The sequence below is a fragment of the Denitrificimonas caeni DSM 24390 genome (genome assembly GCF_000421765.1).
GTDB classification, from domain to species: Bacteria; Pseudomonadota; Gammaproteobacteria; order Pseudomonadales; family Pseudomonadaceae; genus Denitrificimonas; species Denitrificimonas caeni.
The window spans coordinates 486,465-511,358 of record NZ_ATXQ01000001.1 but is presented as its reverse complement, the minus strand read 5'-3'; the positions used below and the strand labels follow the sequence as shown (position 1 = coordinate 511,358).

Here is a 24,894-nt window from a genome sequence, read left to right as displayed (position 1 = left end):
GTTACGCCCACCAGACTGATAAACCCTTGTTACTTACGATACATCTGACGCGCTTTGCGTGCAGCCTACATATTTTACTCGAGATAAGCTTGTGATTGAGAATTTACGCAACATTGCCATTATCGCCCACGTTGACCATGGTAAAACGACCTTGGTTGACGCCCTTTTACGTGCGTCGGGTACCCTTGACCGTAAAGAGCTCGACTCTGACCGCGTCATGGATTCCAATGACCAAGAAAAAGAGCGTGGAATTACTATTCTGGCTAAAAACACTGCCATTAAATGGCACGACTACAACATTAATATCGTGGACACCCCAGGCCACGCTGACTTCGGTGGTGAAGTTGAGCGCGTAATGAGCATGGTCGACTGCGTATTATTGGTGGTTGACTCCATTGATGGCCCGATGCCACAAACACGCTTTGTAACGCAAAAAGCGTTCCAGTCGGGCTTGAACCCTATTGTTGTGATCAATAAAGTTGATCGTCCTGGCGCACGTCCAGACTGGGTTGTTGACCAAGTGTTTGACCTGTTTGATAACTTGGGCGCGACTGAAGAGCAGCTTGATTTCCCAATTGTTTACACCAGTGCTTTGAATGGTACTTCAGGTTTAGACCCAGCCGAAATGACTGAGAACATGGACGTATTGTTCCAGTCTGTAATTGATTTTGTTAAGCCACCAAAAGTTGACTTAGATGGTCCATTCCAGATGCAAATCTCGGCGTTGGACTACAACAACTTCCTCGGTATTATCGGTATTGGTCGTATTACCCGTGGTCGCATTAAAGCCAACAGCCCAGTGACTTCGATTGATGTTGACGGTAAGCGCCGTAACGGTCGTATCCTTAAGCTGATGGGTCACCATGGTTTGCACCGTGTTGAAGTTGAAGAAGCACAAGCTGGTGATATCGTTTGTATCAGTGGTTTTGAGCCATTGTTTATTTCTGACACTTTGTGTGATCAGCAACACGTTGAAGCCTTGCCGCCATTGAGCGTTGATGAGCCAACCGTGAGCATGACGTTCCAAGTTAACGACTCACCTTTTGCTGGTAAAGAAGGTAAGTTCGTTACTAGCCGTAACCTTAAAGAACGTCTGGAAAAAGAGTTGCTGCACAACGTGGCATTGCGTGTTGTTCAGGGCGATGACGTGGACAAGTTTAAAGTATCTGGTCGTGGTGAATTACACCTGTCAGTACTGATCGAAACCATGCGCCGTGAAGGTTACGAGCTGGGTATTTCGCGTCCAGAAGTTGTGATCAAAGAAGTTGATGGCGTTAAGCAAGAGCCGTACGAAAACGTTATTCTAGATATCGAAGAGCAACATCAAGGTTCAATCATGGAGCAGTTTGGTCTGCGCCGTGGTGAGCTGACCAATATGGTTCCGGACGGTAAGGGTCGTATTCGTCTTGAGTACACTGTGCCTTCACGTGGTTTGATTGGTTTCCGTAACCAGTTTATGACCATGACTTCTGGTACTGGTATTTTGACCGGTATGTTCAGTCACTACGGTCCAATCAAAACTGGTGAAGTAACCAGCCGCCAGCAGGGCGTATTGGTCTCTATGGCGACCGGTAAAGCACTGACTTACTCGCTAGAAACTCTGCAAGAGCGCGGTAAGCTGTTCTTATCACCGGGTGAAGAAATTTACGAAGGCCAGTTAGCTGGTATCCACAGTCGTGATAACGACTTGGCGATTAACCCAACTAAAGCCAAAAAACTCGACAACATGCGTGTAACCGGTAAAGAAGAAACCACAGCATTGGTTCCGCCAATCCGTTTCTCTCTTGAGCAAGCGCTTGAGTTCATCGAAGATGATGAGCTGGTTGAAGTAACGCCGAAGTCAATTCGTCTGCGTAAAAAGTATCTGACTGAAAACGATCGTAAGCGTCATGGTCGTAACAAAGTCTAATTTGCTTTAGCTGTACCCAAAACCCGCACCGGCAACGTTGCGGGTTTTTTAATGGCCGGTTAATAAACCTAAAAGCTCTGCTTTAGCAACGGCTTGGTTGCGTCGTGATACCTGTAGTTTTTTGTAGATACGCTGAATATGTGCTTTTACTTCTACGTTATTTCGGCGTCACTAATCTCTCATAAAACTGTCATCTCTTTGACATCTAGCCCGCCTAATCTGACTGCATCGTAATTAAACGCCTTGCTGAGGTTGTGCTATGAGTCAGTTTGAGTTGCAAGATGAGTTGAATCATCCTCGTACGGAAACACCAGAGTTTACTCAGATGGCTGAGCGTGGTCTGTCGCGACGTCGTTTTCTGGGTGCGACTGCTGCTTTAGGTGCGGTGACCTTTTTTAGTATGACGCCTGTCAGTCGATCGATTGCCGCAGCATTGTCGCCAACAGCTAGCTCTTTGCTGGGTTTTAAAGCTGTGCCTGCGAGTACTGCGGACACAATTGTGGTGCCAGAGGGTTATCAAGTTGAGCGTTTGATCTCTTGGGGTGATCCCTTATTTGCCGATGTTGCAGAGTTTTCGAATCAGTTACATAAGAATACAGCGGCCAATCAAAAGCGTCAGTTTGGTGACAATAACGATGGCATGAGCTTTTTTCCAGTGGATCAACAGACCGCTATTTTAGCCGTCAACAATGAGTACACTAACTATGAGCTCATGTTTGAGCATCAGGGTAAAAATATGACCGCTGCCGATGTGGATTATGCTCAAGCAGCGCATGGCGTATCTATTATTACCTTAACCAAGCAGGCGCAAGGTTGGCGCTTTGATAGAAATGGACGTTTTAATCGTCGCATTGATGCCAGCACAGCGATGCGTATCAGCGGCCCCGCGCAAGGGCATGCTTTACTGCAGACGAACGCTGACCCAAAGGGTGAAGTGGCCTTAGGTACTTTTAATAATTGCGCTAATGGTATGACCCCTTGGGGCACCTATTTAACCTGTGAAGAAAACTTCAATGGTTATTTTGGTAGTGATGCACAGGTTGATTTGAGCCCTGAGTTTTCACGCTACGGTATTGCCGCAGTGGATGCGGGCTACAGTTGGTATAAGTTTGATTCGCGTTTTGACCTAGGCAAAGAACCTAATGAGCCGAATCGCTTTGGTTGGGTAGTCGAGATTGATCCACACAATCCAAGCTCTATACCAGTAAAACGCACTGCCTTAGGGCGCTTTAAGCATGAAAACGCAGAGTTGGTGATTGCTGAGGATGGCCGCGTGGTGGTGTATTTAGGGGATGATGAGCGCGGCGAGCATATTTACCGGTTTGTCAGTCGCAATAAGTACAGTCCTACAGATCAAACAGCGAATCGTGACCTATTAGATGATGGCGAATTATTTGTTGCTAAGTTTAATGAGGATGGCAGCGGCGAGTGGCTCAGCTTAGCGTATGGTCAAAACGGTTTGACCGCAGATAATGGTTTTGCCAGTCAGGCGGATATTCTGATTCATGCGCGCTTGGCGGCGACGCAAGTAGGCGCAACCACCATGGATCGACCTGAGTGGGTAGCTGTGCATCCCCATGAACCAATGGTGTTTTGTACCTTAACCAATAATAAAAATCGTGGGCTTAAAGATAATCAGCCTGTAGGTGGGCCTAATCCTCGTGCGGAAAATCACTATGGACAGATCGTGCGCTGGGTGCCAAGCGCAGGGCAGCATACCGCTAAAGATTTTCAATGGGATCTCTTTTTAATGGCGGGTAACCCCGATATACACGGAGGAACACTTTATGCAGGCTCTAGTAATATTACTACCGATAATATGTTTAACAGCCCTGATGGTATTGGTTTTGACCAAGCTGGACGTTTGTGGATTCAGTCGGATGGTAATTATTCAAATCAGGATGATTTTGCTGGACAGGGCAATAACCAGATGCTCTGCGCGGATCCAAAAACAGGTGAGGTACGGCGCTTCCTAACCGGTCCTGTGGCCTGTGAGATTACCGGCTTGGCTTTCACTCCAGATCAGAAAACTTTATTTGTCGGTGTGCAGCACCCAGGTGAAGAGCGGGTGCCTTCAAGCTTTCCATTCGGTGGGGATTCCGTTGCGCGCTCCAGCGTGATGGTGATTACACGAATAGATGGCGGCGTTATTGGAGCTTAGTCATTGAAGGTGATTGCTCAAGTATGAAAGCACTATAGGGGCGTACTGTTTGGGCTGGCTGTCTAAATAAGTTGCACTAAATTGTTCTTTGTAGTAGTTAATGCTCGGTAATAAAAATAATAATACGGAGCTATACGATGAAGAAAGCACTAGTCAGTCTGGTAGGTATTTCGGCTTTAAGTGTTGGTGTGGCTTGCGCTGCACCTAAACCCTATAGCGGTTTTGTAGTGTTCGGTGACAGTTTAGTTGATGCTGGACAATTCGAAGATACGAGTGTTCCAGGTCAAACCAAACGCTTCACCAATAGGGTCGATGGGAGTCCGGGCGCTGTATATGGCAAGGTGTCATCCATGCTGATTGGTGAACGCTTAGGCATCAGCAGTACCCAATTAGCGGGCTCAACCTCGCCAGTGCGTGCTGGGGAAGGCCAAGCAGACGGTGACAACTGGGCAGTAGGCGGTTATCGCACTGATCAGATTTATGACTCTATTACTGGCGTTGCTGGGTCTGTCGTGGTCGATGGCAGCACCACACGTACACGTGATGGTTATTTGCCAAGCCTGCAGGCACAAGGTCATAGCATTGATCCTAACACTTTGTTTTACCTCAGCGGTGGCGGCAATGATTTTTTGCAGTTTTTGATTACAAATCCTCAGCAGGCTGCAGATTCAGCGAATCGATTAGCTGATGGCGTTGAGGCGTTGCAAAAAGCTGGCGGGCGCTATTTTATGGTGTGGATGCTGCCCGATGTTGGTTTAACCCCAGCCATCTCTGGCACTCCACTCCAAGGTTTTGTATCGGCTTTAGGTGTTGATTTTAATACCCAGCTTGTGCAGCGCTTAGCGCAAGTCAATGCAGAAGTGATTGCCCTGAATATTCCTAAGCTACTCAGTGAGGGGCTTGCGAATCCTAGTGCATTTGGTTTGGATGCTAATGAAAACTTAGTTGGCACTTGCTTTAGCGGTGATGACTGCACTGAGAATTTAAAGTATGGCATCAATAGTGCGACGCCTGATCCGACGAAACTACTGTTCGATGACGGTGTGCATCCAACCATTACCGGGCAGCGCTTGATCGCCGATTACGGCTATTCAATATTGGCTGCACCTTGGGAGGTCAGCTTGCTTCCAGAGATGGCCCGCAGTTCGCTCAATCAACATCAAAAAACTTTACAGAATCATGCTTTGAGTGGGCAGTCGAGTTGGCAAGCGACTGGTCAGTGGAATAGCTTTGCGGCGGTCAGTGGTGAACGCAGTAATTACCGTACACAAAAAAGTTCCAGTGACGGTGACAGTAATAATTATGGCTTGTCGTTTGGTGGCAGCTATCGTCTTGATGAGCAATGGCGAGCAGGTGTAGGCATTAGTCTACAAGAAAATAGCTTAACAGCGGGGGCGCATGATTCTAAATACCGCCTTAACAGCTATTTGCTCAGCCCTTTTATTCAGTACAACAATCAAGCGTTATGGGGTGATTTAACTCTGAGTGCTGGGCGCTTAGACTATGCGAGCTTACACCGTAAACTGGCGCTAAATACCGCCGCACGAACTGAGAAAGGCGACGCCGATGGTAGTGTTTTAGCCGTGCATGCGCGTGTTGGTTATCAACTCTTTTCGGCACAAGATCCGCTGCAGTTATCACCTTTTGTCTCTATGAGCCATGCGCGTTTTAAAGTTGATGGCTACGCGGAGAAAGGTGATAGATCCACGGCGATAACTTTTTCTGAACAAAAACGCAGTTCAAAACGTTTGGGTGTTGGTTTGCTGGCCAGCTATCAGTTAACTGCGCCACTCAGTCTTAGCGCGGAAATTGGTTATGAGAAAGAGTTTGCTGACGATCAACAGAAGCTTGGCATGTACCTTAATAGCGTAGATTCCGTGCGCTTTAGATTACAAGGTTATGAGCCGGACAGCTCTGTAGGCTCGCTCGGTTTAGGGGCTACTTATAAACTGTCTGATGCTTTAAGTGTGCAAGGTAACTACAACTACACCCACGCTGACTCAATACGTCAGCATGGTTTGGGTGTTGGGGTGAGCTTGAACTGGTAGTCGATTGTCTTGTTGTAAATAAGGCGCCCTAATGGGCGCTTTATTCTTAGTCACCCCAGCGTCCGGGTGAGTAGGAAAATACTGGTAAAGACAACTTCCAGCGAATCGCGGCGAGGCGCAACGCCAGACCGAAGCTGAATGAGGCGAGGGTGTTGACATTATCATCTACGCCCAGTGATTTTAAGTACAAATACACCACTGCCACCACTAACGACACACTCGCGTAGAGTTCATGCCTGAGTACTTGAGGTGTGCGGTTGCACATAATGTCGCGCAAAATACCGCCGAAAATACCAGTAGTAATCCCCGCCATAATCACCACTGGTGTTTCGTAGCCAAGCTTAAGGGCAACATTACAACCGATGATGGTAAAGGCCACTAAACCCATCGCATCGAGGATCAAAAAGATCTGGTTGAGCTTGTGCATAAAGCGTGCGATCAGCATGGTCGCAAGACCAGAGCCAATGGTGAGGTAGATATAGGGTGGGTGTTGGGTCCAAGTCACAGGGTAGTTGCCCAGCAGCATGTCACGCACAGTACCACCACCAAGGGCGGTGATAAAAGCGATCAGAGCGACCCCGAATAGATCCATATTGCGTCGTCCAGCGGCAAGTGCTCCGGACATGGCTTCGGCAGTAATAGCAATCAGATAGATATAGGTAAGCACGCAGGACTCCTGCTGACAGTAACGCCTCTCCCTCTGTCCTGTGTACCTGAGAGTTTACGCAGCAGTTTGCCGCTTGCCCCTTCGGTGGATTGCCTAAAGCAATCGCTCTCCAGTTGGCGAATCTAAGTTGTTTCGCAGTACATGAGCCTGAGCGTTTATGGGAGTTTGCGCCTTCGGCGGAGCAGAGTTGTAATCCGCTCTCTCTCCTGCGAGGGGGCATTATACGGTGTGTGTTTAGATAAAGACGAATAATTTATCGTGTATTGAGTGTGCGAACGTTTTGGCTGCTGCTTAATATGTTGGTTGCCTTGATAAAGCAACAGTAATGGGTCGATAGTGATCGCTTATTTAATCGCCGGGCTATCAAACACATAGGGGTAGATTTTTTCGGCAACCGCTTGGTAGCCGGTGTCACCGAAGTCGCTGCTGAAGGTTTGTACGCTTAGCTGGCCTTCGATCCAGTAGGGCTGCCACATTTCACCTAAAGCAACGCCGCCCTCGCTGGTGACATACACCATCTGGTTGGATGGTGGTGGGGGCACATGAATACAGGCACCAAAGTAAGGCACCAGCAAAAACTCGGTAACTCGACTGTTGTCGTCAATCGTTAACGGCACGATATAGCCTGGCAGCTTCATCGCAATACCATTGAGCTCAGGGACTACCGGTGCATTTGGGTATTGTTGCGCGGCGGCAGGACCGCTTTCCTCAGCAAGCACGTCTGCCAGCTGATTAAGATCATGCAGTGCGGTGGGTGGTGGCAAAGGTGGTGCGTCAGTTGGAACCATTTCTTCCCAACGCAGTGTGCGTAACTCGCTGGCGTAGGCAAAGTTAAAGCTGCATGCCAGTAAAATTAAACAAAAAATCCTCGCCATAAGATATCCACTCAAGTTGATTAATCCGCTAAAGCCATTGGTTATAAACGAATATTTAAGCCATCTGCCAGTGATTGCCGATAGGCGCGCCAAGCCGGTATTGCACCGATCAATACGCCTACTGCGAGTACTGCACCGAGTAACTGCCATTCATGCACGGTTGGCGCTGAAAAAGCCAAGTGCAAACCATAGTGACTCTGCAGTGGGGCTTGGGCAATGGCAATGCCGAGGTAGAGAAATGCAACGCCAGCCAGAATGCCAACAAAAGCTAAAGTGAAGGCTTCGAGAATCAGCAAGCTGGCAATATGCCAAGGGCGCGCGCCAACCGAACGTAAAATGGCCATCTCACGACGGCGCTCATTTAGGCTGGTTAAAATAGCGGTGAGCATACCGATAAGGCCTGTCAACACCACAAATAGCGATACAACGAAAAGCGCCTTTTCTGCCGTGCCCATCAAGCTCCAGAGCTCTTGCAATGCCACGCCGGGTAAAATCGCCAGTAACGGCTCGCCGCGCCATTGATTGATCTCACGCTGTACAGCAAAGGTCGCCATGCGGCTTTTCAAGCCGACCAGCATGGCGGTGATTTCTTTGGGTTGCAGATCCATTTGTAGCGCTTGCTCGGCGCTTATTTTTTGCCGGCCATAAGCTGGAGCGCCATGCTGCCAGTCAATATGCAGGGCTTCCATTCCCGCGAGCGCAATGTGTAGAGTGTGATCCACTGGGGTGCCAGTGCGCTGTAAAATGCCGACAACAGTGAAGGGTTTGTCATCGTGCTTGACCAAGCTGACAGTGGCGACCCCATGCGCCAAGACCAACTCTTGTCCTAACTTATAATCTAAGGCATTGGCCACTTCTGCACCAAGCACAACTTCAAAGGGCGCTTGGTCAGTAAAAAATCGGCCTTGCGCTAAAGCCAGGTGTTTTTTGCGGCTGTACTGATAATGATTAAAGTAATCTTCCGAGGTCCCCAGTACTCGATAGCCATGGTGGGAATCACCCAATGACAACGGCACTGCCCATTGTACTTGCGGATGCTGGGCAAAGTGCTCAAAGCTGGTCCAGCGAATGTTGTTGGTGGCATTACCAATTCTGAACACTGAGTAAAGCAGCAAGTTAACTGAGCCGGAGCGTGCGCCAACAATTAAATCCGTTGAACTGATGGTGCTGGCAAAACTGCTGCGTGCTTCGGTACGTACCCGTTCTACGGCGAGCAGTAAGGCCATCGACAAGGCAATCGCAAAGATGGTCAGTAAGGCGGTAAAGCGTCGATTGTTGAGACTGCGCAAAGCGATTCGCAGGAGATGCATGCTAAACCTCCTGCTCGCGCATCGCGCGGTTGAGTTGGCTTAGATCGATACTGCGATCAAATAATGTCGCCAAGGATTGATCATGACTGACAAATAATAAACTGGCATCGGCCGCTGCGCATTCGCTAAACAGCAACTGCAAAAATGCTTCACGGCTGTCGGCGTCGAGCGCTGAGGTTGGTTCATCAGCGATGACCAGTTCTGGCTGGCCGATCAATGCACGCGCTGCAGCGACACGCTGTTGCTGTCCGATAGATAACTCCCCCGCTTGTTTGCTATGCAATTGACGGGCTAAGCCAAGTTGCTGCAACAAGGCTTGCGCCGCTGCCTCGATGCTACCGTGCCGTATGCTGGCGCGCTGTTTGCGTAGCTTGGAAAACTGACAAGGCAGCACAACGTTATCCAACACGGATAAAAACGGCAGGAGATTAAACTGCTGAAAAATAAAGCCGCTGTGATCAACACGAAAACGGTCACGTGCGCTGGCGCTGAGCTGACTTAAGTCTTGCCCTAATAACTTGATACAGCCACTTTGTGGGAGCTGTACGCCACCCAGTAAGCCCAGTAGCGTGGTTTTGCCGCTCCCAGAGGGGCCTTTCAAAAACACGCGCTGCTGCGGCTGCACAGTAAATTCTGCGATATCTAACAGCAGATCCTGCTTAGGCCAAGCAAAGCGCAGGTCATGCAGTTCAATGATCGGACTCTGACAAACCATGAGTTATCTCAATTCTATAAAATCGGGTGTGTTACTGATTGTTGAATTGCAGGGGTATTGTTGATTTCTGCCATTTAAAAAAACTTATGTTACCAGCTCAGTGAAGTGTTTTTAGCAGACAGCTCTGCACCTTGCTGATGGTCACCGACGATCAGTTGCACTTGGATTTTTTCAGTCTGGGTAAACAGCTTAAATAGGCCAGCTAGGTCAATGCTATTTAACTGTGCTGGGGTGGCACAGTGATATTGGTAGTGAGCACTTATATCGTTATGTTGATGCTCCGCTATCTCTGCTGCAGGCTGTGACTCATGGTCATGATCGTGAGCGCCGCTCCCTTTGAGTAAGGCATTTTCAATCGAGACTGAGGTTAAGCGGCATTGCGCAGCAGGACTGAATGCAAACAGCTCTGCTGCATTGCTCAGTTTATTTTGTGCTGCTTTAACAGATTGTATGTCTGCCGTTGTTGTAGGCTGATATTCAAAGCCAATGATATTCATTGCGGGGCTTTCGAGCTGCAGTTCTAACAGTTGGTTTTCTAGAGCTATATTTAATGTGCCAATGCCATGTACGTGAGCCTCAAGGCTGTGTTGATGGTCATCTGCAAGAACTGGAAATGACAAAGCTAGAGCGGCCGAAGCGAGTAAGGTGCGAAGGTGCATGTTAAAATTCCAAAGGATAAATTAAGTTATAATATAACCTTACTTTTGTGGCGTAAAAATAACAAGCCCAGCACGATAAATATCAGTGCAATGCTAGATTGATAGGCTGGGAGCGCTGCTCAGGCATGATTTTTTTCAAAAAAACATATTTTTTTCTATCGCAAAGTAGCTTTGCACTGATAAAGTCGGAAAGTTTTGAACCACGACCGTATGCGTACGGTTTGCCGAGGCTTACTTATGTCCCAAACTCTTAATGCGTTTTTATCCCATATAAAACAACGTGATCCTGATCAGCCTGAATTTCATCAGGCTGTAGAAGAAGTGCTGCGCACTTTATGGCCGTTCCTTGAGGATAACCCGCGCTACATGAAGGCGGGCATCATTGAACGTATGGTCGAACCCGAGCGGGTGATTCTGTTCCGTGTGCCTTGGGTCGATGATGCCGGTAAGGTGCACGTCAATCGCGGTTATCGCGTACAAATGAATAGCGCGATAGGCCCTTATAAAGGTGGTTTGCGTTTCCATCCTTCAGTCAATTTGGGTGTTTTGAAGTTTTTAGCTTTTGAACAAGTATTCAAAAACTCTCTGACTTCACTGCCTATGGGCGGCGGTAAAGGTGGCTCAGACTTTGATCCTAAAGGTAAAACAGATAACGAAGTGATGCGCTTCTGTCAGTCCTTTATGACTGAACTGTTCCGTCACATTGGCCATAACCTTGATGTCCCGGCTGGTGATATTGGTGTTGGTGCGCGTGAGATTGGTTATATGTTTGGCCAGTACAAGCGTCTTGCCAATGAGTTCACCTCGGTATTGACCGGTAAAGGTATGACCTATGGCGGTAGCTTAATTCGTCCAGAAGCCACAGGTTATGGCTGCGTATACTTTGCTGAAGAAATGCTGAAAAGCGTTAAACGTCGCATTGAAGGTCAGCGTGTTGCTATCTCTGGCTCGGGCAACGTGGCTCAGTATGCTGCGCAAAAGGTCATTGAGTTAGGCGGTAAAGTGATTTCTTTATCAGACTCAGGCGGCACGCTGTACATGGAAAATGGTATGGACAGCGAGCACTGGAAGTACCTGATGGATCTGAAAAACATCCGTCGTGGTCGCATTGAAGAAATGGCCGAGCATTTTGGTTTACAGTACCTTGCAGGGCAGCGCCCATGGGGTCTGCAGTGTGATATTGCTTTGCCGTGCGCAACGCAAAATGAGTTGACCATTGATGATGCACGCACTTTGATCAAAAACGGATGTATCTGTGTTGCTGAAGGCGCAAACATGCCATCTACGCTGGATGCTGTTGATCTGTTTATTGAGCAAGGTATTTTGTATGCACCAGGTAAGGCGTCTAACGCTGGTGGTGTGGCGGTGAGCGGTCTAGAAATGAGTCAAAACGCTATGCGTTTACTTTGGACTGATGGTGAAGTGGATGCTAAATTGCACAGTATTATGCAAAATATTCACACCGCTTGCGTTCATTACGGTATGGAAAACGGTAAGGTTAACTACGTTAAAGGTGCCAATATCGCTGGTTTCGTTAAGGTGGCTGATGCCATGTTAGCGCAAGGTATTGTGTAAGCTTTTACAGCTCAGTTTTACCTGTTAAAAAATGCCCTGTTGAGTCATCACAGGGCATTTTTATGTGCATTGCTTTTAAACGCGGCATTGGCCAGTGCCGTAGCAAATAAACATATCTTTAGCTTGAGTACTCAAGGCTGCCTTGATTGATATCAGTACTTTGAGAAGGGCCTCTCTTTATCATAATGCTATTCACTCTATGCTTAAGATTGGTCTGTGCTTTTAGAAGAGGTGGTTTATGACAGCAATTGATCCGCGTATGCGCCTACAAGCACTGGCTATTGAGTACGCTACTCGTGCCGAAGCGATTGAGCGTGACTTGTCACGAACTCATGCCCAGAGCTTTTCTGAGCAGGCGACAGAACGCCAGAATGATATGGTTCTGCAAGGTTTGTTGGTCGATGCGCGTGCCAGCGTCAAAGAAGTTCAACAAGCCATTGAGCGTTTAGATGCAGGTACTTATGGCGAATGTGAAAAATGTGGCGAGCCAATCAGTGCTGCACGCCTTGAAGCTTTGCCATCGACGCCATTTTGTATTAACTGCGCAGACTAACTTTTCTGCTGATTGCGATAAAGCTGCATGCCGAGCAGGTCTGAAAACGTTATCACTGTCATACGCGTATCGCTAACGATGTGATAAGCCTCGCCATGGAAGGCGTTGCGTAGCAGTCAAGTTGTTATTCGGCACCGATACTGCTCCTTTTAATCGTTTTTTAATTCCTTGCTGTTACGGTCTTTTGCAGAGTCTCTGCGAGCTAAATCCACACTTGTTTTAACTTCTTCCTTGCAGTGGGCTATCCTGCAGGGCCAAAATGCGCCGTTAACTTCGCGGCGTGGCCGCTAGCTGCAAGGAATTCTAATGCCTGGTCCAACTGTTACTGCACTGCATTTATCACCTGAGCAATTGACGCGTACTTTTAATAAGCCGTTTAGCTTTGCTACCACCGCCGAGTTGCAACCGTTGCAAGGTGTGCTAGGGCAGGCGCGAGCTGTACAAGCATTGCAGTTTGGCGTGTCGATGCCGCGTGCTGGTTACAACGTGTTTGTAATGGGTGAGTCTGGTACCGGTCGGTTTTCCTATGTGCGCCGTTATTTGAATGAGCAGGCCAAGCAGCGGCCAACGCCATCGGACTGGCTCTACGTTAACCATTTTGATGAGATGCGTGAACCGCACGCCTTACAGCTTCCGCCCGGAGAGGGTAGTTGCTTCTGTGCTGATATCAGTGTGTTGCTTGATAACTTGCTGGCGACTTTCCCCGCCGTGTTTGAGACGCCTGGTTGGCAGCAGAGAAAAAGCGCCATTGATCGCATCTTTAATCGCCGCTACGACTTAGCGCTTGATACCGTAGAAAAGCTTGCCTTAGAAAAAAATATTGCGTTGTACCGCGACAGTACCAATATCGCTTTTACACCAATGTTTGATGGCAAAGCTTTGGATGAAGCTGAGTTTGCCCAGCGTCCAGACAGTGAGCGCGAACAGTTTCATCTGGATATTGCTGTCCTCGAAGAACACCTGAATAAGGAGCTTTCCAGCTTGCCGCTGTGGAAGCGTGAATCGAGCAATCAGTTACGCCAGCTCAATGAAGAAACCATCGCGCTTGCTTTGGAGCCGTTACTTGCGCCGCTGGCGCAGAAGTATGCTGAACACCCTTGCGTGGTGGCTTACTTGCAAGCCATGCACACTAATTTACTAAAAACGGTGGTCGAGCAATTGGTCGATGAGGACCACAGTGACTCATTGGCACGTAAGTTACTGGAAGAGCAATACAGTCCTAATTTAGTGATTGGCCATACCCCAGAAGAAGGAGCGCCGGTCGTTTTTGAATCGCATCCAACCTACGACAATTTGTTTGGACGTATTGAGTACAGTACCGACCAAGGTGCTTTGTACACTAGCTACCGTCAGCTGCGCTCCGGTGCTTTACACCGTGCCAATGGCGGTTATTTGATTTTAGAAGCAGAAAAGCTGCTCTCAGAACCTTTTGTCTGGGAAGCGTTGAAGCGCGCATTGCATTCTAGGCAATTAAAAATGGAATCACCTTTGGTTGAGCTGGGTCGTTTAGCCACCGCAACCTTGATTCCACAAGTGATTCCCTTGCAGGTTAAAGTCGTAGTGATTGGTTCGCGTGATTTGTATTACGCCTTGCAGGAGCTCGATCCAGACTTCCAAGAAATGTTTCGTGTGCTGGTTGATTTTGATGAAGACATTCCGTTGACCGATGAGACTCTGCAGCACTTTGCTCAATTGCTTTGTGCGCGCACCACTGAAGAAGAGATGGCGCCATTAAGTGCGGCGGCAGTGCTACGTTTGGTGCGTTACAGCACCCGTTTGGCCGAGCATCAAGAGCGTCTTTCTGCGAGCTTGGCGGACTTGTTTCAGATTGTCAGCGAGGCAGACTTTTTACGCCATAACGCAGGCGTTGCCATTACCGATGAGCAGCACGTACAACAAGCGATTGAAGCTAAGGTGACGCGCACCGGTAGAGTTTGTGCGCGGATCTTAGATGACATGTTGTCTGGGGTTATTTTGATTGACAGCCATGGTGCTGCGGTGGGCAAATGCAACGGTTTGACTGTGCTGGCTGTCGGCGATACCGCTTTTGGTATGCCGGCACGTATTTCCGCTTCGGTTTATCCCGGTGCCAGCGGCATTGTTGATATTGAACGAGAAGTCAGTTTAGGGCAATCCATCCACTCGAAAGGTGTGATGATTCTTACTGGGTATCTGGGCAGCCGCTACGCACAAGAGTTCCCTCTGGCCATTTCTGCCAGTATCGCGCTTGAGCAATCTTATGGTTATGTCGATGGTGATAGTGCTTCGTTGGGTGAGGTCTGTGCCTTGATTTCTGCATTGTCGCGCGCACCGTTGAAACAGTCGTTTGCGATTACGGGATCGATCAATCAATTTGGTGAAGTGCAGGCGGTTGGTGGCGTGAATGAGAAGATTGAAGGCTTCTTCCGCTTGTGCCAAGCTCGAGGCTTAACCGGCGAACAAGGGGTTATTATCCCGCAGTCAAACATTATTAATTTGTTATTGGATGATGAAGTGATTGACGCTGTGCGCGCTGGCCAGTTCCAGATCTATGCTGTGCGGCATGTTGATCAGGCTTTAGCCCTGTTAAGCGGTGAAGAAGCGGGTTATGCCGACCAAGATAATCTGTTCCCCGCAGGCTCGATCAATGCGCGCGTGGTGGAGCGCTTACGCAGCATTGCTGAGTTAGACATGGACAGTGATGAGGGTAAAGCGGCTGACAGCACTCCAGCAACAACCTAGCTGGCACAGCTAAACACTGTTGTGCACAAGGTTATCCACAGGCTTGAGCGAGCGGTAACTGCGGGCTTAAATCTGTTTTTAGGGTTATTCCTTTATATAGCAATGCCTTGCGTTACTTTCTTGGTGTGATTTATGCGCTTTCCAGATATTTGATAAAGCATGCACAGAGTTATCCACAGAATGATCTAGGTCACTATGCCGCAGTGATTGTGCCTGCAAGGTTCGCTTTAGAATCGTGGAAGGCCTAACATCCCTTTATTCAGTACTTGATCAGCTTTGGCTAAGGGGATTTGATCTATGACCGCTACAGCGTTTCGTTCCGAGCATGATTTATTGGGTTCGCTGCCTGTGCCACAGGATGCTTATTACGGTATCCAGACCTTACGCGCTATGCATAATTTTCATCTGACCGGCGTGCCTCTATCGCATTACCCTAATTTTGTCTGTGCGTTAGCGATGGTTAAACAGGCTGCGGCGGATGCCAACCATCAACTCGGTTATTTAAACGATAAAAAGCATGCAGCGATTGCCAATGCTTGCACGCAATTGATTGAAGGTAAGCATCACGATCAGTTTATCGTCGATATGATTCAAGGCGGCGCTGGCACTTCAACCAATATGAATGCCAACGAGGTGATCGCTAACTTAGCGCTGGAGTCGATGGGTAAAGAAAAAGGTGAGTATAGCTTTTTACACCCCAATAATGACGTGAATATGGCGCAGTCCACTAACGATGCTTACCCAACTGCGATTCGCGTTGGTTTATTGTTAGGTCATAATGATTTATTGGTGAGTTTAGAACGTTTGATTGAGGCATTTGCCGACAAAGGTAATGAGTTCTCGCACGTACTCAAAATGGGGCGCACGCAACTGCAAGATGCTGTACCAATGACCTTGGGCCAAGAATTTAAAGCGTTCTCGGTGAATTTGAGCACTGATTTAGTGCGTCTTAGGAGCTTAGCCAATGACTTATTCACTTCAGTGAATCTTGGCGGCACCGCGATTGGTACAGGTATTAACGCTGATCCACGTTATCAGGGCATCGCGGTTGAGCGTTTAGCGGCCATTTGTGGTTATCCGATTAAAGCGGCCCCTGATCTGATTGAAGCAACCTCAGATATGGGCTCGTTTGTATTGTTCTCCGCCATGCTAAAACGCACGGCAATCAAGCTCTCAAAAATCTGTAATGATTTGCGCTTATTATCGAGCGGTCCGCGTACCGGTATTAACGAGATCAATCTGCCGGCACGTCAGCCGGGTAGCTCAATTATGCCAGGCAAGGTCAATCCAGTGATTCCAGAAGCAGTCAGCCAAGTGGCGTACGAAGTGATTGGTAATGACTTATCGCTGACTTTGGCTGCAGAAGCAGGGCAGTTGCAACTCAATGTGATGGAGCCGTTAATTGCTTGGAAGATGTTTGATTCGATTCGCCTGTTGCGTCGTGCCATGGATATGCTGCGCGAACATTGTATTGTCGGTATCACCGCCAATGAGGAGCGCTGCCGTAGCTTGGTCGAGCACTCGATTGGTTTGATTACCGCGCTTAACCCATATATTGGCTATGACAATGCTACGCGTATTGCCAAGCAGGCACTGGAAACGGGTTGTGGCGTTTTGGAATTGGTGCGTGCAGAGCAGTTGCTCGATGATGATCTATTAGCCGATATTCTGCGACCAGAGCACATGATTGCGCCGCGCTTAGTGCCTTTGAAAGAGTAAGCTTGATGTGCTGAGCTGTTTAATACAGCCCAGTTTAAAACTTATAGTTGCTCTAACAAAAAACGCGAGGCTTATGAATCAAGCCCCGCGTTTTTTGTATAAAGTGCGCAGTTAAAGCAGTTACAAAAATTAAGCGTGTTTTCTAAATAACAGGAAAATGCTAAATACCAACATGATAATAAAGCTAACCATACTTAACTCGGCCAAGTTAAAGCCCAGTAGTGTCCAGTTGATTTCTGCACAATCAGCGGTACCGTGTAGCATTTTTGCGATGATATCTTGCAGAGGAAATGCTTCTAGCATGAACTCAAGCGGTGGCAGGCAAGAGGGTAATTGATCTTTTGGTAAACCTTGCAGCCATATTTGTCGACCAGCGGTAGCGATGCCGAAACTTGCAGCCAAAGCTGCCAGTACCGCATAGACCCGTTGTCCGCAGAGTGCAGGGTTATGCACAGTAGCCAATAGACATACCACAGCAAACATCAGTACTGCCACACGTTGTACATGGCACAAGGGGCAAGGCACCAAGCCCACAACATGCTCTAAGTACAATGCGAAGGCCAGCAGTCCTATGCAGCCTAGCAGTGCCAATATAAATAACTGGCGGGTAGATGGGATTCGCATTGCAACTCCTTGCTGTAGCTTGAGGTTATAAGCCAAACATGTCAGTCAGCTGTATGTTTTAGACGTTGTTTAGGCAATACATTAACAGCCAGCCAGCTGATTTCTTGGGTAGTGGCTATTGGCTAGCTGCTGACTGCGTATTGTAACGGTTAAACACTATTTTTTTGTAGTGCTGGCTGCGGTAATGCAGGCAAAGATTGCTCTAATAATTGGAAACTTTCAGCAAATAACGCATTGCTGCGCTGAACGTCGCCTAAGTGACTAAGTAGTCGAGCGAGTTCGGCGCAAGTGTGCGCTTCTCTGCTTAGTTTTAAACTACTCTCGAAGTAATCGCGTGCTTTGCCCCAGAGTTGATTGCGCATGCTTAAACGTCCTAATGTGCGCAGTAAAATAGGGTTGTTGGGTGCTTGTTTAAGCCAGCTTTCAGCCTCTTGCAGTTGCCGCGCAGCATCTTGAGCTAAGGTGCGACCATAAAGTTCGAGTAACTGATCATCTAAGCCATTTTTTAACGCATGACGCAGCAAAGATTCGGCTTGCTCTTGAGCATTGAGACGCAGCAATTCAGTAGCATAAGAGGCAATCAAGTGCTGGTCATTTCTCAGTTTGTTCGAGAGTCCTTGCCATGCTGTTTCAAGTGCTTGCAGAGCACTTTGCGGATCTTGCTTAGCTTGACAGGCTGACGCCAATCGTCCTGACCACGCTTGATATTCAATCGCTTGCAATTGCTCAGCGCTAAGGCGTTTGCATTTACGTAAAGCAGGGAGCAGGCCAATTAAGGCTGACCATTCTTGACGCTGACGCAAGAGTGCTTGTAGGCGTAGCAACACTTCTGGGTGTTGCGGGTGCAGCTCATGCATGGCTTGCAGGGTTTCTTGTGCACCTGCATCATCGGCCCGCTGCAATTGTAAATCGGCATGCGCTAGAGCAATCGCGACTTCGGCTGAAGGTTGTTTGATTAACGCTTGTTCCAGCAGTTGATCAGCTTCTTCGCTGTAGCCAAGCTTTTCTGCAGCCGTGGCTGCGCCTAACAAATACACCAAAGGTTTCGCTTCGCCTTGCGCGGCACGGCGCAGATGGCGTAAAGCATTTTTCCAGTGCCCTTGTGCGAGGTCTAAAATGCCCTGCTCTGCTGCTTGACGTAAACGACGGCCTTGATTACGACGCGACCAAGGGTTGATTAAACCACTGGAAATAAGGGTCATTTTTATCAGGGTGCGTAAACCATAAAGTATGGCGAAGATGACTGTGAGTACCGCCAAGAACACCCAAAGGCTTGATTCGTAACGAAAAGATTTCCAAGAAATCAACACATAACCGGTATGCTCAGCGATAAACATGCCTAAAGCCGCGGCGCAGGCCACTACAATTAGCAAAATAAGATAGGTGCGTTTCATAATCAGTTTGACTCCTCTGAGTTAGCTTCTTGAGGGGTCGAGCGCGTATTAATATAAGCTTGTAAGGTGATCAGCGCCGCATTTAAGTCCGGCAGTTGTTGGCTGACTTTTTGCTCTTGTAACTCACTGATTTGCGCTCTTAAGCCGTTGACGCTTGGATCTTTAGCACTGAAGTGCGCATCTAAAATGCCCAATGCTTGCTTGAGTGCTTGTTGGTAGACTTCGGTTGCGCCGTTTAGAGCAGCCCATTGCGCTTGCTCTAAGGCCAGGCCTAAGGCCAAACGAACTTGAGTCAGACTTTGTCCGGCAAGTAGAGGTTGGACTTGCTCGCTGGCGTTAAAGTCGATACGTACATAGCGAGTAATCTGCTCCCACCACTGTGCCCAACGTCCGGCTCCATCACCTGAAGCAACTTGCGCTTGCTGACCTTGCCCTTGGACAAACTCGGGAGCAAGGTGAGTGAGTGCACTGGCCTGCTGATGCAAAGCGCCTAGGCGGACAAATAAACCAGTGCGGTCTAAAGTGCCGCTACTTTGTAATGCAGAGATACTTTTAGCGAGTTGTTCACGTGCAGCGAAGGCCGCCGGATCATCCTGCTCCATTAGAATTTGATCAGCTGCTTGTAATAAAAAGCGCGCGCTGTTGGTGTCATGTAAAGCACTTAAACGCAAACTGGCCATGCGCAACAAGTGTTCTGCTTCAGCTAAGCGCCAATCTTGGCGGCTGGCGCCTAAAACAGTTTCTAAACGCTGCGCCAGTAGTTGTTGCTCAGCTTGTACGTTGGCGAGCAATTCACGGCCTTGTTGCAGTTGGCTGGCAGACGGCATCTGCGCCAATGTTTTGCTAAGCTGCTGCTCGCGTTCGGCTAACTCAGCTGTTTGACTGCGCATGTTCGACAGCTGTTGTTGCTGTTGCGCGGTAAGGTCACCGGCTGCTTGAATCTGTAGCACGCTCCAAGCTCCAGCGCCCAAGCCACCCAAGCCAAAGAGCAGGGCTAAGATTGCTAACCCTTTGCCTGATGAGCGTGCTGGGTGTTTAGCGCTTTGCTGTTTTGCCGTGGCAGCAGAAGAGTTGTCTGGCTTTACTGCATCGCCTATCGAATTTCTATCGGCGTTAACTTTTGCTGTCTCTGAAGATTGGCTCATAATTAAATCCTTATACTGTTGGAGCTGCATGCGCGTTCAAGGCGTTTAATAAAGCCTGATTACTGGCGCCTCGACAATCAATCACATGCTGCGCGCCTAGTTCTTGGGCGATTCTTGCAACGCGTGGACTCGGTACAAATAAAGTTAAAGAGGCTAAGGTTGGCCATGCCTCTCCAGCTAATTCAATTAAGTGACGTAATCCCTGTTCGCTGCTGACCACGAGGCCGTTGAGCTGTTCTTGTTGGATGCGTGTCACTAATGTCCCTGTAGGATAAACGGGTAAGCGCCGACGATAAAGTGCTAAAAAGTCAACCTGCGCACCACGTTGTCTTAATTGTTCAGCGAGGAAATCACGGCCGACATCAGCGCGCATAATTAAGATGCGTGGATCAGACGTATTGATGGTGTCTAAAAACTTCGGTAATGCGAGCAAGGCTTCACTGTCATCGCCGTGTTCTGGCCAGCTGACGGAGAGACCGTAGTCGGCCAGAATTCGACCAGTACCCGCGCCAACGCTGAACCAGTGTTGTTCGGCAAGCGGCTGCGGCCAGTATTGATCAAGGCGTTGTAAGCCTAATACCGCGGCAGGCTTACTGACTACAATCACCGCGCAGTAGCGATCAAGGTTAAGCATCAGAGAGCGTTGTTCGGGTGTTTCTGGCAGCGCTTGAATGTCTAAAAGAGGCAGGCTACTACTATAAATGTGCTGCTCGGCCAATAGCGCAGCAAGGACTGCGCTGTCAGCAGCTGGCCGAGTGATCAGTACACGCCATGGCTTCACGTTACTGGCGTCTCTTCAGCGTATAAAGCGGCCAGGATTTCTCCTGCACCTTGCGCTAGTAAATCTTCGGCGACAGCAATACCTAAGGCTTCAGCGTCCTTCTTATGGGCGCGTTGTTCTGCACGCAATAGGATTGAAGCGTCTGGTTGACCCACGAAGCCGCGCAGCCATAGTTGTTCACCTTCTAATACTGCATAGCAGGCGATCGGCACTTGGCAGCCACCGTTGAGGTGTTTGTTCAGTGCACGCTCAGCAGTAACGCGCACGGCAGTATCGGCATGGTGTAAAGGTTTTAATAAAGCATGAATCTCGGCATCATCGCTGCGGCACTCGATACCTACAGCACCTTGTCCGCCAGCAGGCAAGCTACTGCTGACGTCGAGGCTACTACGAATGCGCTCAGCAAAGCCTAAACGTAACAAACCTGCTGCGGCGAGAATGATAGCGTCGTATTCGCCAGCATCCAATTTTGCTAAACGCGTATTGACGTTGCCGCGTAAAAAATTAATTTGTAAATCAGGGCGCTGCGCTAGCAGTTGGGCTTGGCGGCGCAGGCTTGAGGTGCCAACGATACTGCCTTGCGGTAGTGCGTCTAAGTTAGCGTAGTTATTCGATACAAAGGCATCACGTGGATCTTCACGCTCACACACACAATACAGGCCTAAACCTTCAGGAAAGGCCATCGGCACGTCTTTCATTGAGTGCACTGCAATGTCAGCTTCTTTGGCTAGTAATGCAGTTTCTAGTTCTTTAACAAATAGACCTTTGCCGCCAATTTTTGATAAAGGCGAGTCCAGCAATTGGTCGCCACGGCTGACCATCGGCACTAAGGTCACCTTGAGGTGAGGGTGAGCGGCTTCAAGTTCAGCTTTGACAAACTCTGCTTGCCACAGCGCTAAAGCACTTTTGCGGGTAGCGATACGAATTTCACGAACAGACTGATCAGTTGCAGACATAGTTATGATCCAAAATTATAAATACATATGCGATGGATGATAACAGGCACGGCACAGGCTTGCCTCATGTGGTGGGTCAAGTTTTCTGCAAAGAGTTAGAGTTCATCCATTAATTTACGGACTCCGGCAACATGTCGGCGGCTGACGGCAAGCGGTTCTGGTAGGTCACGTAGGTGCAGTTCGAAGTGACCGTTGTCATTACGCTGCAAACGTTCAATATGCGCACGGCTGACTAAAGCATTGCGGTGAATGCGCACAAAGCGTTCGCCAAACTCATCTTCAAGCGATTTTAAAGATTCATCCAGCAAGGTTTCGCCGTGTAGATGGCGCAAGGTGACATATTTATTGTCGGCTAAAAAATGAATCACATGTTCTAACGGAATCAGCTCAATACCTTTATGGGTGCGTGCGCTGAGATGGCTGCGCGGCGCGTTGATTGCATTGGGCGCGCGTGATAATGCGGCAAGTTGCACACGATTGAGGCGCTGGGCTTTTTCTAAGGCTGCGGCTAACTGTTCAGCGCGTACCGGTTTAACCAAATAGCCAATGGCGCTGACATCAAAGGCCTGTAGGGCAAACTCATCATGCGCAGTGCAAAAAATTACTGCCGGTGCGTCACTTTGCTCGCAGAGTTGTGCTGCAACCTGCAAGCCGTCTAAACCAGGCATGCCAATATCGAGCAGCAGGACGTCAGGTTTTAAGCGTTCGACGAGTTCTAACGCTTCATGACCGTTTTCTGCGCTGGGTTGCAATACGCTGCAGTGTGCAATGTCTTTAACCAGCCGAGTTAGGCGTTCGCGAGCTAAAGGCTCATCATCAGCGATTAAGATCTTCATCTTGTTTAGGCGCCTCAGGTGAGGGTCTTGAGCAGGGATAGCTCAGACTTGTGGTGTAACGATCAAGTTGTTGTTGGATGGTAAGGCGCGCGGTGGAGCCAAATAGCACTTTTAAGCGCGCTTCAATATTGTTCAGCGCTAAGCGCGTGCCGCGAGGATTGCTCGAGGTATCGCTATGCATAAAAGGGTTGCTGACTTGGAGTTTTAGCACACCTTGTAGATAAGTGGCGTTAATCTCAATACAGCCGCCTTGAATGCTTGGCTGAATACCATAGATCACCGCGTTTTCTAATAAGGGTTGCACAGTCAAGTGGGGTATCGGCAAATCATTGGGCACATTCTCAACATTCCATACCACTTGTAGACGCTTACCTAGCCGATATTGTTCAATCGATAAGTATTGTTTTGCTAAAGCGAGCTCATCGCGCCACGTCGATAAAGCGTTAGGCTTGGCTAAGCTGGCGCGAAATAAATCCGAGAGATCAAGCACTGCATGTTCGGCTTTATCAGGGTTTGAGCCAATTAAACTGGCAATGCTGTTAAGGCTGTTGAACAAAAAGTGCGGGTGAATCCGTGCCTGCAATGCTTGTAAACGCGCTTGCAGTTCAGCTTGTTGCTGACGCCGCCATTGTCCTTGCAAGTAGAAATAACGCAGCAATAACGCGCACATAATCAAACTGATTAAGGCGTGACGAATATATAACTGACTGCTGGCTTCGCGAGATAAGTCTTCAGTGAGATAAAAGTGCTCTGCTACCGCGGTGCATAAGAGCGTCAAGCAAAGTACCAGCACACAAATAAAGAAGACTGCAGCTTTCGCTGATAAATTTGCTAGGAAAGGCCGAGCACGGCAAATAGCGGCGGCTGATAACAATACGATCCACTGGGCAAATAACGACGTTAGGGCTAAACGCATCCAGTCAAAACCAGCGGTAATTGGCTCAGCTAACACCAGCACAAAAACTAATAATTCGGCCAATAGCACGAGTCCCAGCAAAGCCTCTGCTTGGCAGAGTTCTGGGACAAAAAAATCATCAGTTAATGATGTGTTACGTTTAGATGTGTTCATCCTTGCAGTGTCACCTGTTGAGCTAGCGCGCGGCAAGTGCTGGCGCGCTGAAAAGCAATGAAATGTGAGCTGATCGGACATCAACTACAGCGTGCGGTTTCTTCCTCATTTTCACTGCTGCTGGCGACCCGTAAGCGGCCTTGGCGATTGAGGACCAGTTGCCAGCTGATGCGTTGTTTGTGGCAGCTATAAAAGCGTCCATTACCGGTTGGGCTATTGCCATTGCGATGAAACTGAATCTTGTGTTGAAAGCCACTCCATTGTAAGCGTTTTTTACTGCTGTCTAAGCGGGTTATATGTAAAGGGGTGGTTTGTTTGACTTCACGCAGTAACCAACCCTCTGACCAGTCATTGTGACAAACGATGCCGTCCCGGCTGCCGCATAACTCAACCTGTACCCGATGGGTGACAGCATGGGTTCGCGCGTTCTGCACCGCCCGGGTAATCTGCTCTTGTAGTGCTTGTTGCTGATTTGCTTCGATGAAGTTTTGAAATGCTGGCACTGCAACTTGGGCAAAAATTGCCAGCAAAGCCAACACAATCAACATTTCTACTAAAGTAAAAGCGCGTTGCTTGCTCATAAACATACAGCCTCCGTGCTGCAATCTATTCGTCCATGAATGATTAAAGTTGTAGTCTAAGAATCATGTTTAGGCAAATCACAGGTGACGCTTGAGCTATATAATTAATAATTAGGTAAAGTAATCGAGTGTTGAATAAAGAGGGTATAGAAATGACTGAGACTATTATTGTTCCTTGTGCGCATTGCGCCACCCTAAACCGAATCCCCAGTGCTAAACGGCAAGCGCAACCGCAGTGTGGCTCGTGCAAACAAGCGGTTTTTACCAATCAGCCGTTTGCTTTGGATACAGCTACTTTTAAACAGCAGAGTAAAGGTGATATTCCCTTGCTGGTTGATGTATGGGCCAGTTGGTGTGGACCTTGCCGACAATTTGCGCCAACTTTTAGTCAAGCCGCAGAGCAACTAAGTAGTCAGTGCCGTTTTGGCAAGCTCGACAGTGAAGCGCACCCAGCGTTATCAGGCGAGTTGGGTATCCGTTCGATACCAAGTTTATTGCTGTTTCGTAACGGTCAAGAGATCGCCAGACAAAGTGGGGCTTTGTCTTTAACGCAATTATTGAGCTGGCTCAAGCAACATGGCGTACATAATTGAGAC

21 protein-coding genes and 2 riboswitches are annotated in these 24,894 nt (G+C 48.5%); of the genes, 8 read left to right on the top strand and 13 right to left on the bottom strand.

The genetic code is table 11. From position 1 onward, the window contains the following. Window positions 1-91: 91 nt before the first annotated feature. The 3 genes from typA to H591_RS0102370 all read left to right on the top strand — a co-directional run bounded on the left by typA (window position 92) and on the right by H591_RS0102370 (window position 6,118). Window positions 92-1,909, top strand: coding sequence for a translational GTPase TypA (gene typA / locus H591_RS0102380; protein ID WP_022965346.1), 1,818 nt, complete (start codon window positions 92-94; stop codon window positions 1,907-1,909). Between the two features lie 325 nt (window positions 1,910-2,234). Continuing rightward, window positions 2,235-4,070 carry a PhoX family protein gene (locus H591_RS0102375; RefSeq protein WP_211219930.1) on the top strand — a complete coding sequence of 612 codons (1,836 nt, stop codon included), beginning with the start codon at window positions 2,235-2,237 and terminating at the stop codon, window positions 4,068-4,070. A 137-nt stretch (window positions 4,071-4,207) separates the two neighbouring features. Next, a complete protein-coding gene (locus H591_RS0102370) occupies window positions 4,208-6,118 on the top strand; it encodes an autotransporter domain-containing SGNH/GDSL hydrolase family protein (protein WP_022965344.1) in 1,911 nt (636 codons plus the stop codon). Window positions 6,119-6,164: 46 nt separating this feature from the next. On the opposite strand, the gene H591_RS0102365 is transcribed toward H591_RS0102370, so the two are convergent. The 5 genes from H591_RS0102365 to H591_RS0102345 form a co-directional block, all read right to left on the bottom strand. Further along, complete coding sequence (locus H591_RS0102365; RefSeq protein WP_022965343.1) at window positions 6,165-6,785, bottom strand: trimeric intracellular cation channel family protein; 621 nt, start codon at window positions 6,783-6,785, stop codon at window positions 6,165-6,167. 23 nt (window positions 6,786-6,808) lie between these two features. Continuing rightward, window positions 6,809-6,908: riboswitch (glycine riboswitch) on the bottom strand. Between the two features lie 2 nt (window positions 6,909-6,910). Next, window positions 6,911-7,004: riboswitch (glycine riboswitch) on the bottom strand. A gap of 125 nt (window positions 7,005-7,129) precedes the next feature. Further along, window positions 7,130-7,660, bottom strand: a complete 531-nt coding sequence (locus H591_RS0102360; RefSeq protein ID WP_022965342.1) for a DUF3299 domain-containing protein — start codon at window positions 7,658-7,660, stop codon at window positions 7,130-7,132. 41 nt (window positions 7,661-7,701) lie between these two features. Then, complete coding sequence (locus tag H591_RS0102355) at window positions 7,702-8,970, bottom strand: ABC transporter permease (protein ID WP_022965341.1); 1,269 nt, start codon at window positions 8,968-8,970, stop codon at window positions 7,702-7,704. Between the two features lies 1 nt (window position 8,971). Then, window positions 8,972-9,685 (bottom strand): ATP-binding cassette domain-containing protein, encoded by a 714-nt coding sequence (locus H591_RS0102350; RefSeq protein WP_022965340.1) that lies wholly within the window; start codon window positions 9,683-9,685, stop codon window positions 8,972-8,974. Window positions 9,686-9,774: 89 nt separating this feature from the next. After that, window positions 9,775-10,344 (bottom strand): DUF2796 domain-containing protein, encoded by a 570-nt coding sequence (locus H591_RS0102345; RefSeq protein WP_022965339.1) that lies wholly within the window; start codon window positions 10,342-10,344, stop codon window positions 9,775-9,777. A gap of 237 nt (window positions 10,345-10,581) precedes the next feature. Between H591_RS0102345 and gdhA the strand changes: the two genes are divergently transcribed. From gdhA to H591_RS0102325, 4 genes are all read left to right on the top strand, one after another. After that, window positions 10,582-11,919 carry an NADP-specific glutamate dehydrogenase gene (gdhA, locus tag H591_RS0102340; protein ID WP_022965338.1) on the top strand — a complete coding sequence of 446 codons (1,338 nt, stop codon included), beginning with the start codon at window positions 10,582-10,584 and terminating at the stop codon, window positions 11,917-11,919. Window positions 11,920-12,157: 238 nt separating this feature from the next. Next, window positions 12,158-12,472, top strand: coding sequence for a TraR/DksA family transcriptional regulator (locus tag H591_RS0102335; RefSeq protein ID WP_022965337.1), 315 nt, complete (start codon window positions 12,158-12,160; stop codon window positions 12,470-12,472). A gap of 306 nt (window positions 12,473-12,778) precedes the next feature. Further along, on the top strand, window positions 12,779-15,193 hold the full coding sequence (locus H591_RS0102330; RefSeq protein WP_022965336.1) for a Lon protease family protein: 2,415 nt from the start codon (window positions 12,779-12,781) through the stop codon (window positions 15,191-15,193). Between the two features lie 297 nt (window positions 15,194-15,490). After that, entirely contained in the window at window positions 15,491-16,912 is a 1,422-nt protein-coding gene (locus tag H591_RS0102325) for an aspartate ammonia-lyase (protein ID WP_022965335.1), read from the top strand. Window positions 16,913-17,041: 129 nt separating this feature from the next. Here the strand turns inward: H591_RS0102325 and H591_RS0102320 are convergent, their stop codons facing one another. The 8 genes from H591_RS0102320 to H591_RS0102285 all read right to left on the bottom strand — a co-directional run bounded on the left by H591_RS0102320 (window position 17,042) and on the right by H591_RS0102285 (window position 24,298). Then, window positions 17,042-17,536: a disulfide bond formation protein B gene (locus tag H591_RS0102320; RefSeq protein WP_022965334.1), complete on the bottom strand. Its 495-nt coding sequence runs from the start codon at window positions 17,534-17,536 to the stop codon at window positions 17,042-17,044. 149 nt (window positions 17,537-17,685) lie between these two features. After that, a complete protein-coding gene (locus tag H591_RS0102315) occupies window positions 17,686-18,930 on the bottom strand; it encodes a heme biosynthesis HemY N-terminal domain-containing protein (RefSeq protein ID WP_022965333.1) in 1,245 nt (414 codons plus the stop codon). Between the two features lie 2 nt (window positions 18,931-18,932). Continuing rightward, the gene (locus H591_RS14620; RefSeq protein WP_022965332.1) at window positions 18,933-20,075 is read right to left on the bottom strand and encodes a uroporphyrinogen-III C-methyltransferase; all 1,143 of its coding nucleotides are present in this window, start codon (window positions 20,073-20,075) and stop codon (window positions 18,933-18,935) included. 10 nt (window positions 20,076-20,085) lie between these two features. Then, a complete protein-coding gene (locus tag H591_RS0102305) occupies window positions 20,086-20,856 on the bottom strand; it encodes a uroporphyrinogen-III synthase (protein ID WP_022965331.1) in 771 nt (256 codons plus the stop codon). Continuing rightward, window positions 20,853-21,812: a hydroxymethylbilane synthase gene (gene hemC / locus H591_RS0102300; protein ID WP_022965330.1), complete on the bottom strand. Its 960-nt coding sequence runs from the start codon at window positions 21,810-21,812 to the stop codon at window positions 20,853-20,855. Before hemC ends, H591_RS0102305 begins: the two co-directional genes overlap by 4 nt. A gap of 95 nt (window positions 21,813-21,907) precedes the next feature. After that, the gene (locus H591_RS0102295; RefSeq protein ID WP_022965329.1) at window positions 21,908-22,648 is read right to left on the bottom strand and encodes a LytR/AlgR family response regulator transcription factor; all 741 of its coding nucleotides are present in this window, start codon (window positions 22,646-22,648) and stop codon (window positions 21,908-21,910) included. After that, window positions 22,629-23,717: a sensor histidine kinase gene (locus tag H591_RS0102290; protein WP_028244117.1), complete on the bottom strand. Its 1,089-nt coding sequence runs from the start codon at window positions 23,715-23,717 to the stop codon at window positions 22,629-22,631. Before H591_RS0102290 ends, H591_RS0102295 begins: the two co-directional genes overlap by 20 nt. Before the next feature lie 80 nt (window positions 23,718-23,797). Beyond that, window positions 23,798-24,298 (bottom strand): GspH/FimT family pseudopilin, encoded by a 501-nt coding sequence (locus H591_RS0102285; protein WP_051145771.1) that lies wholly within the window; start codon window positions 24,296-24,298, stop codon window positions 23,798-23,800. 152 nt (window positions 24,299-24,450) lie between these two features. On the opposite strand from H591_RS0102285, the gene trxC reads away from it, so the two are divergent. Then, entirely contained in the window at window positions 24,451-24,891 is a 441-nt protein-coding gene (trxC, locus tag H591_RS0102280; protein WP_022965326.1) for a thioredoxin TrxC, read from the top strand. Window positions 24,892-24,894 lie beyond the last annotated feature (3 nt).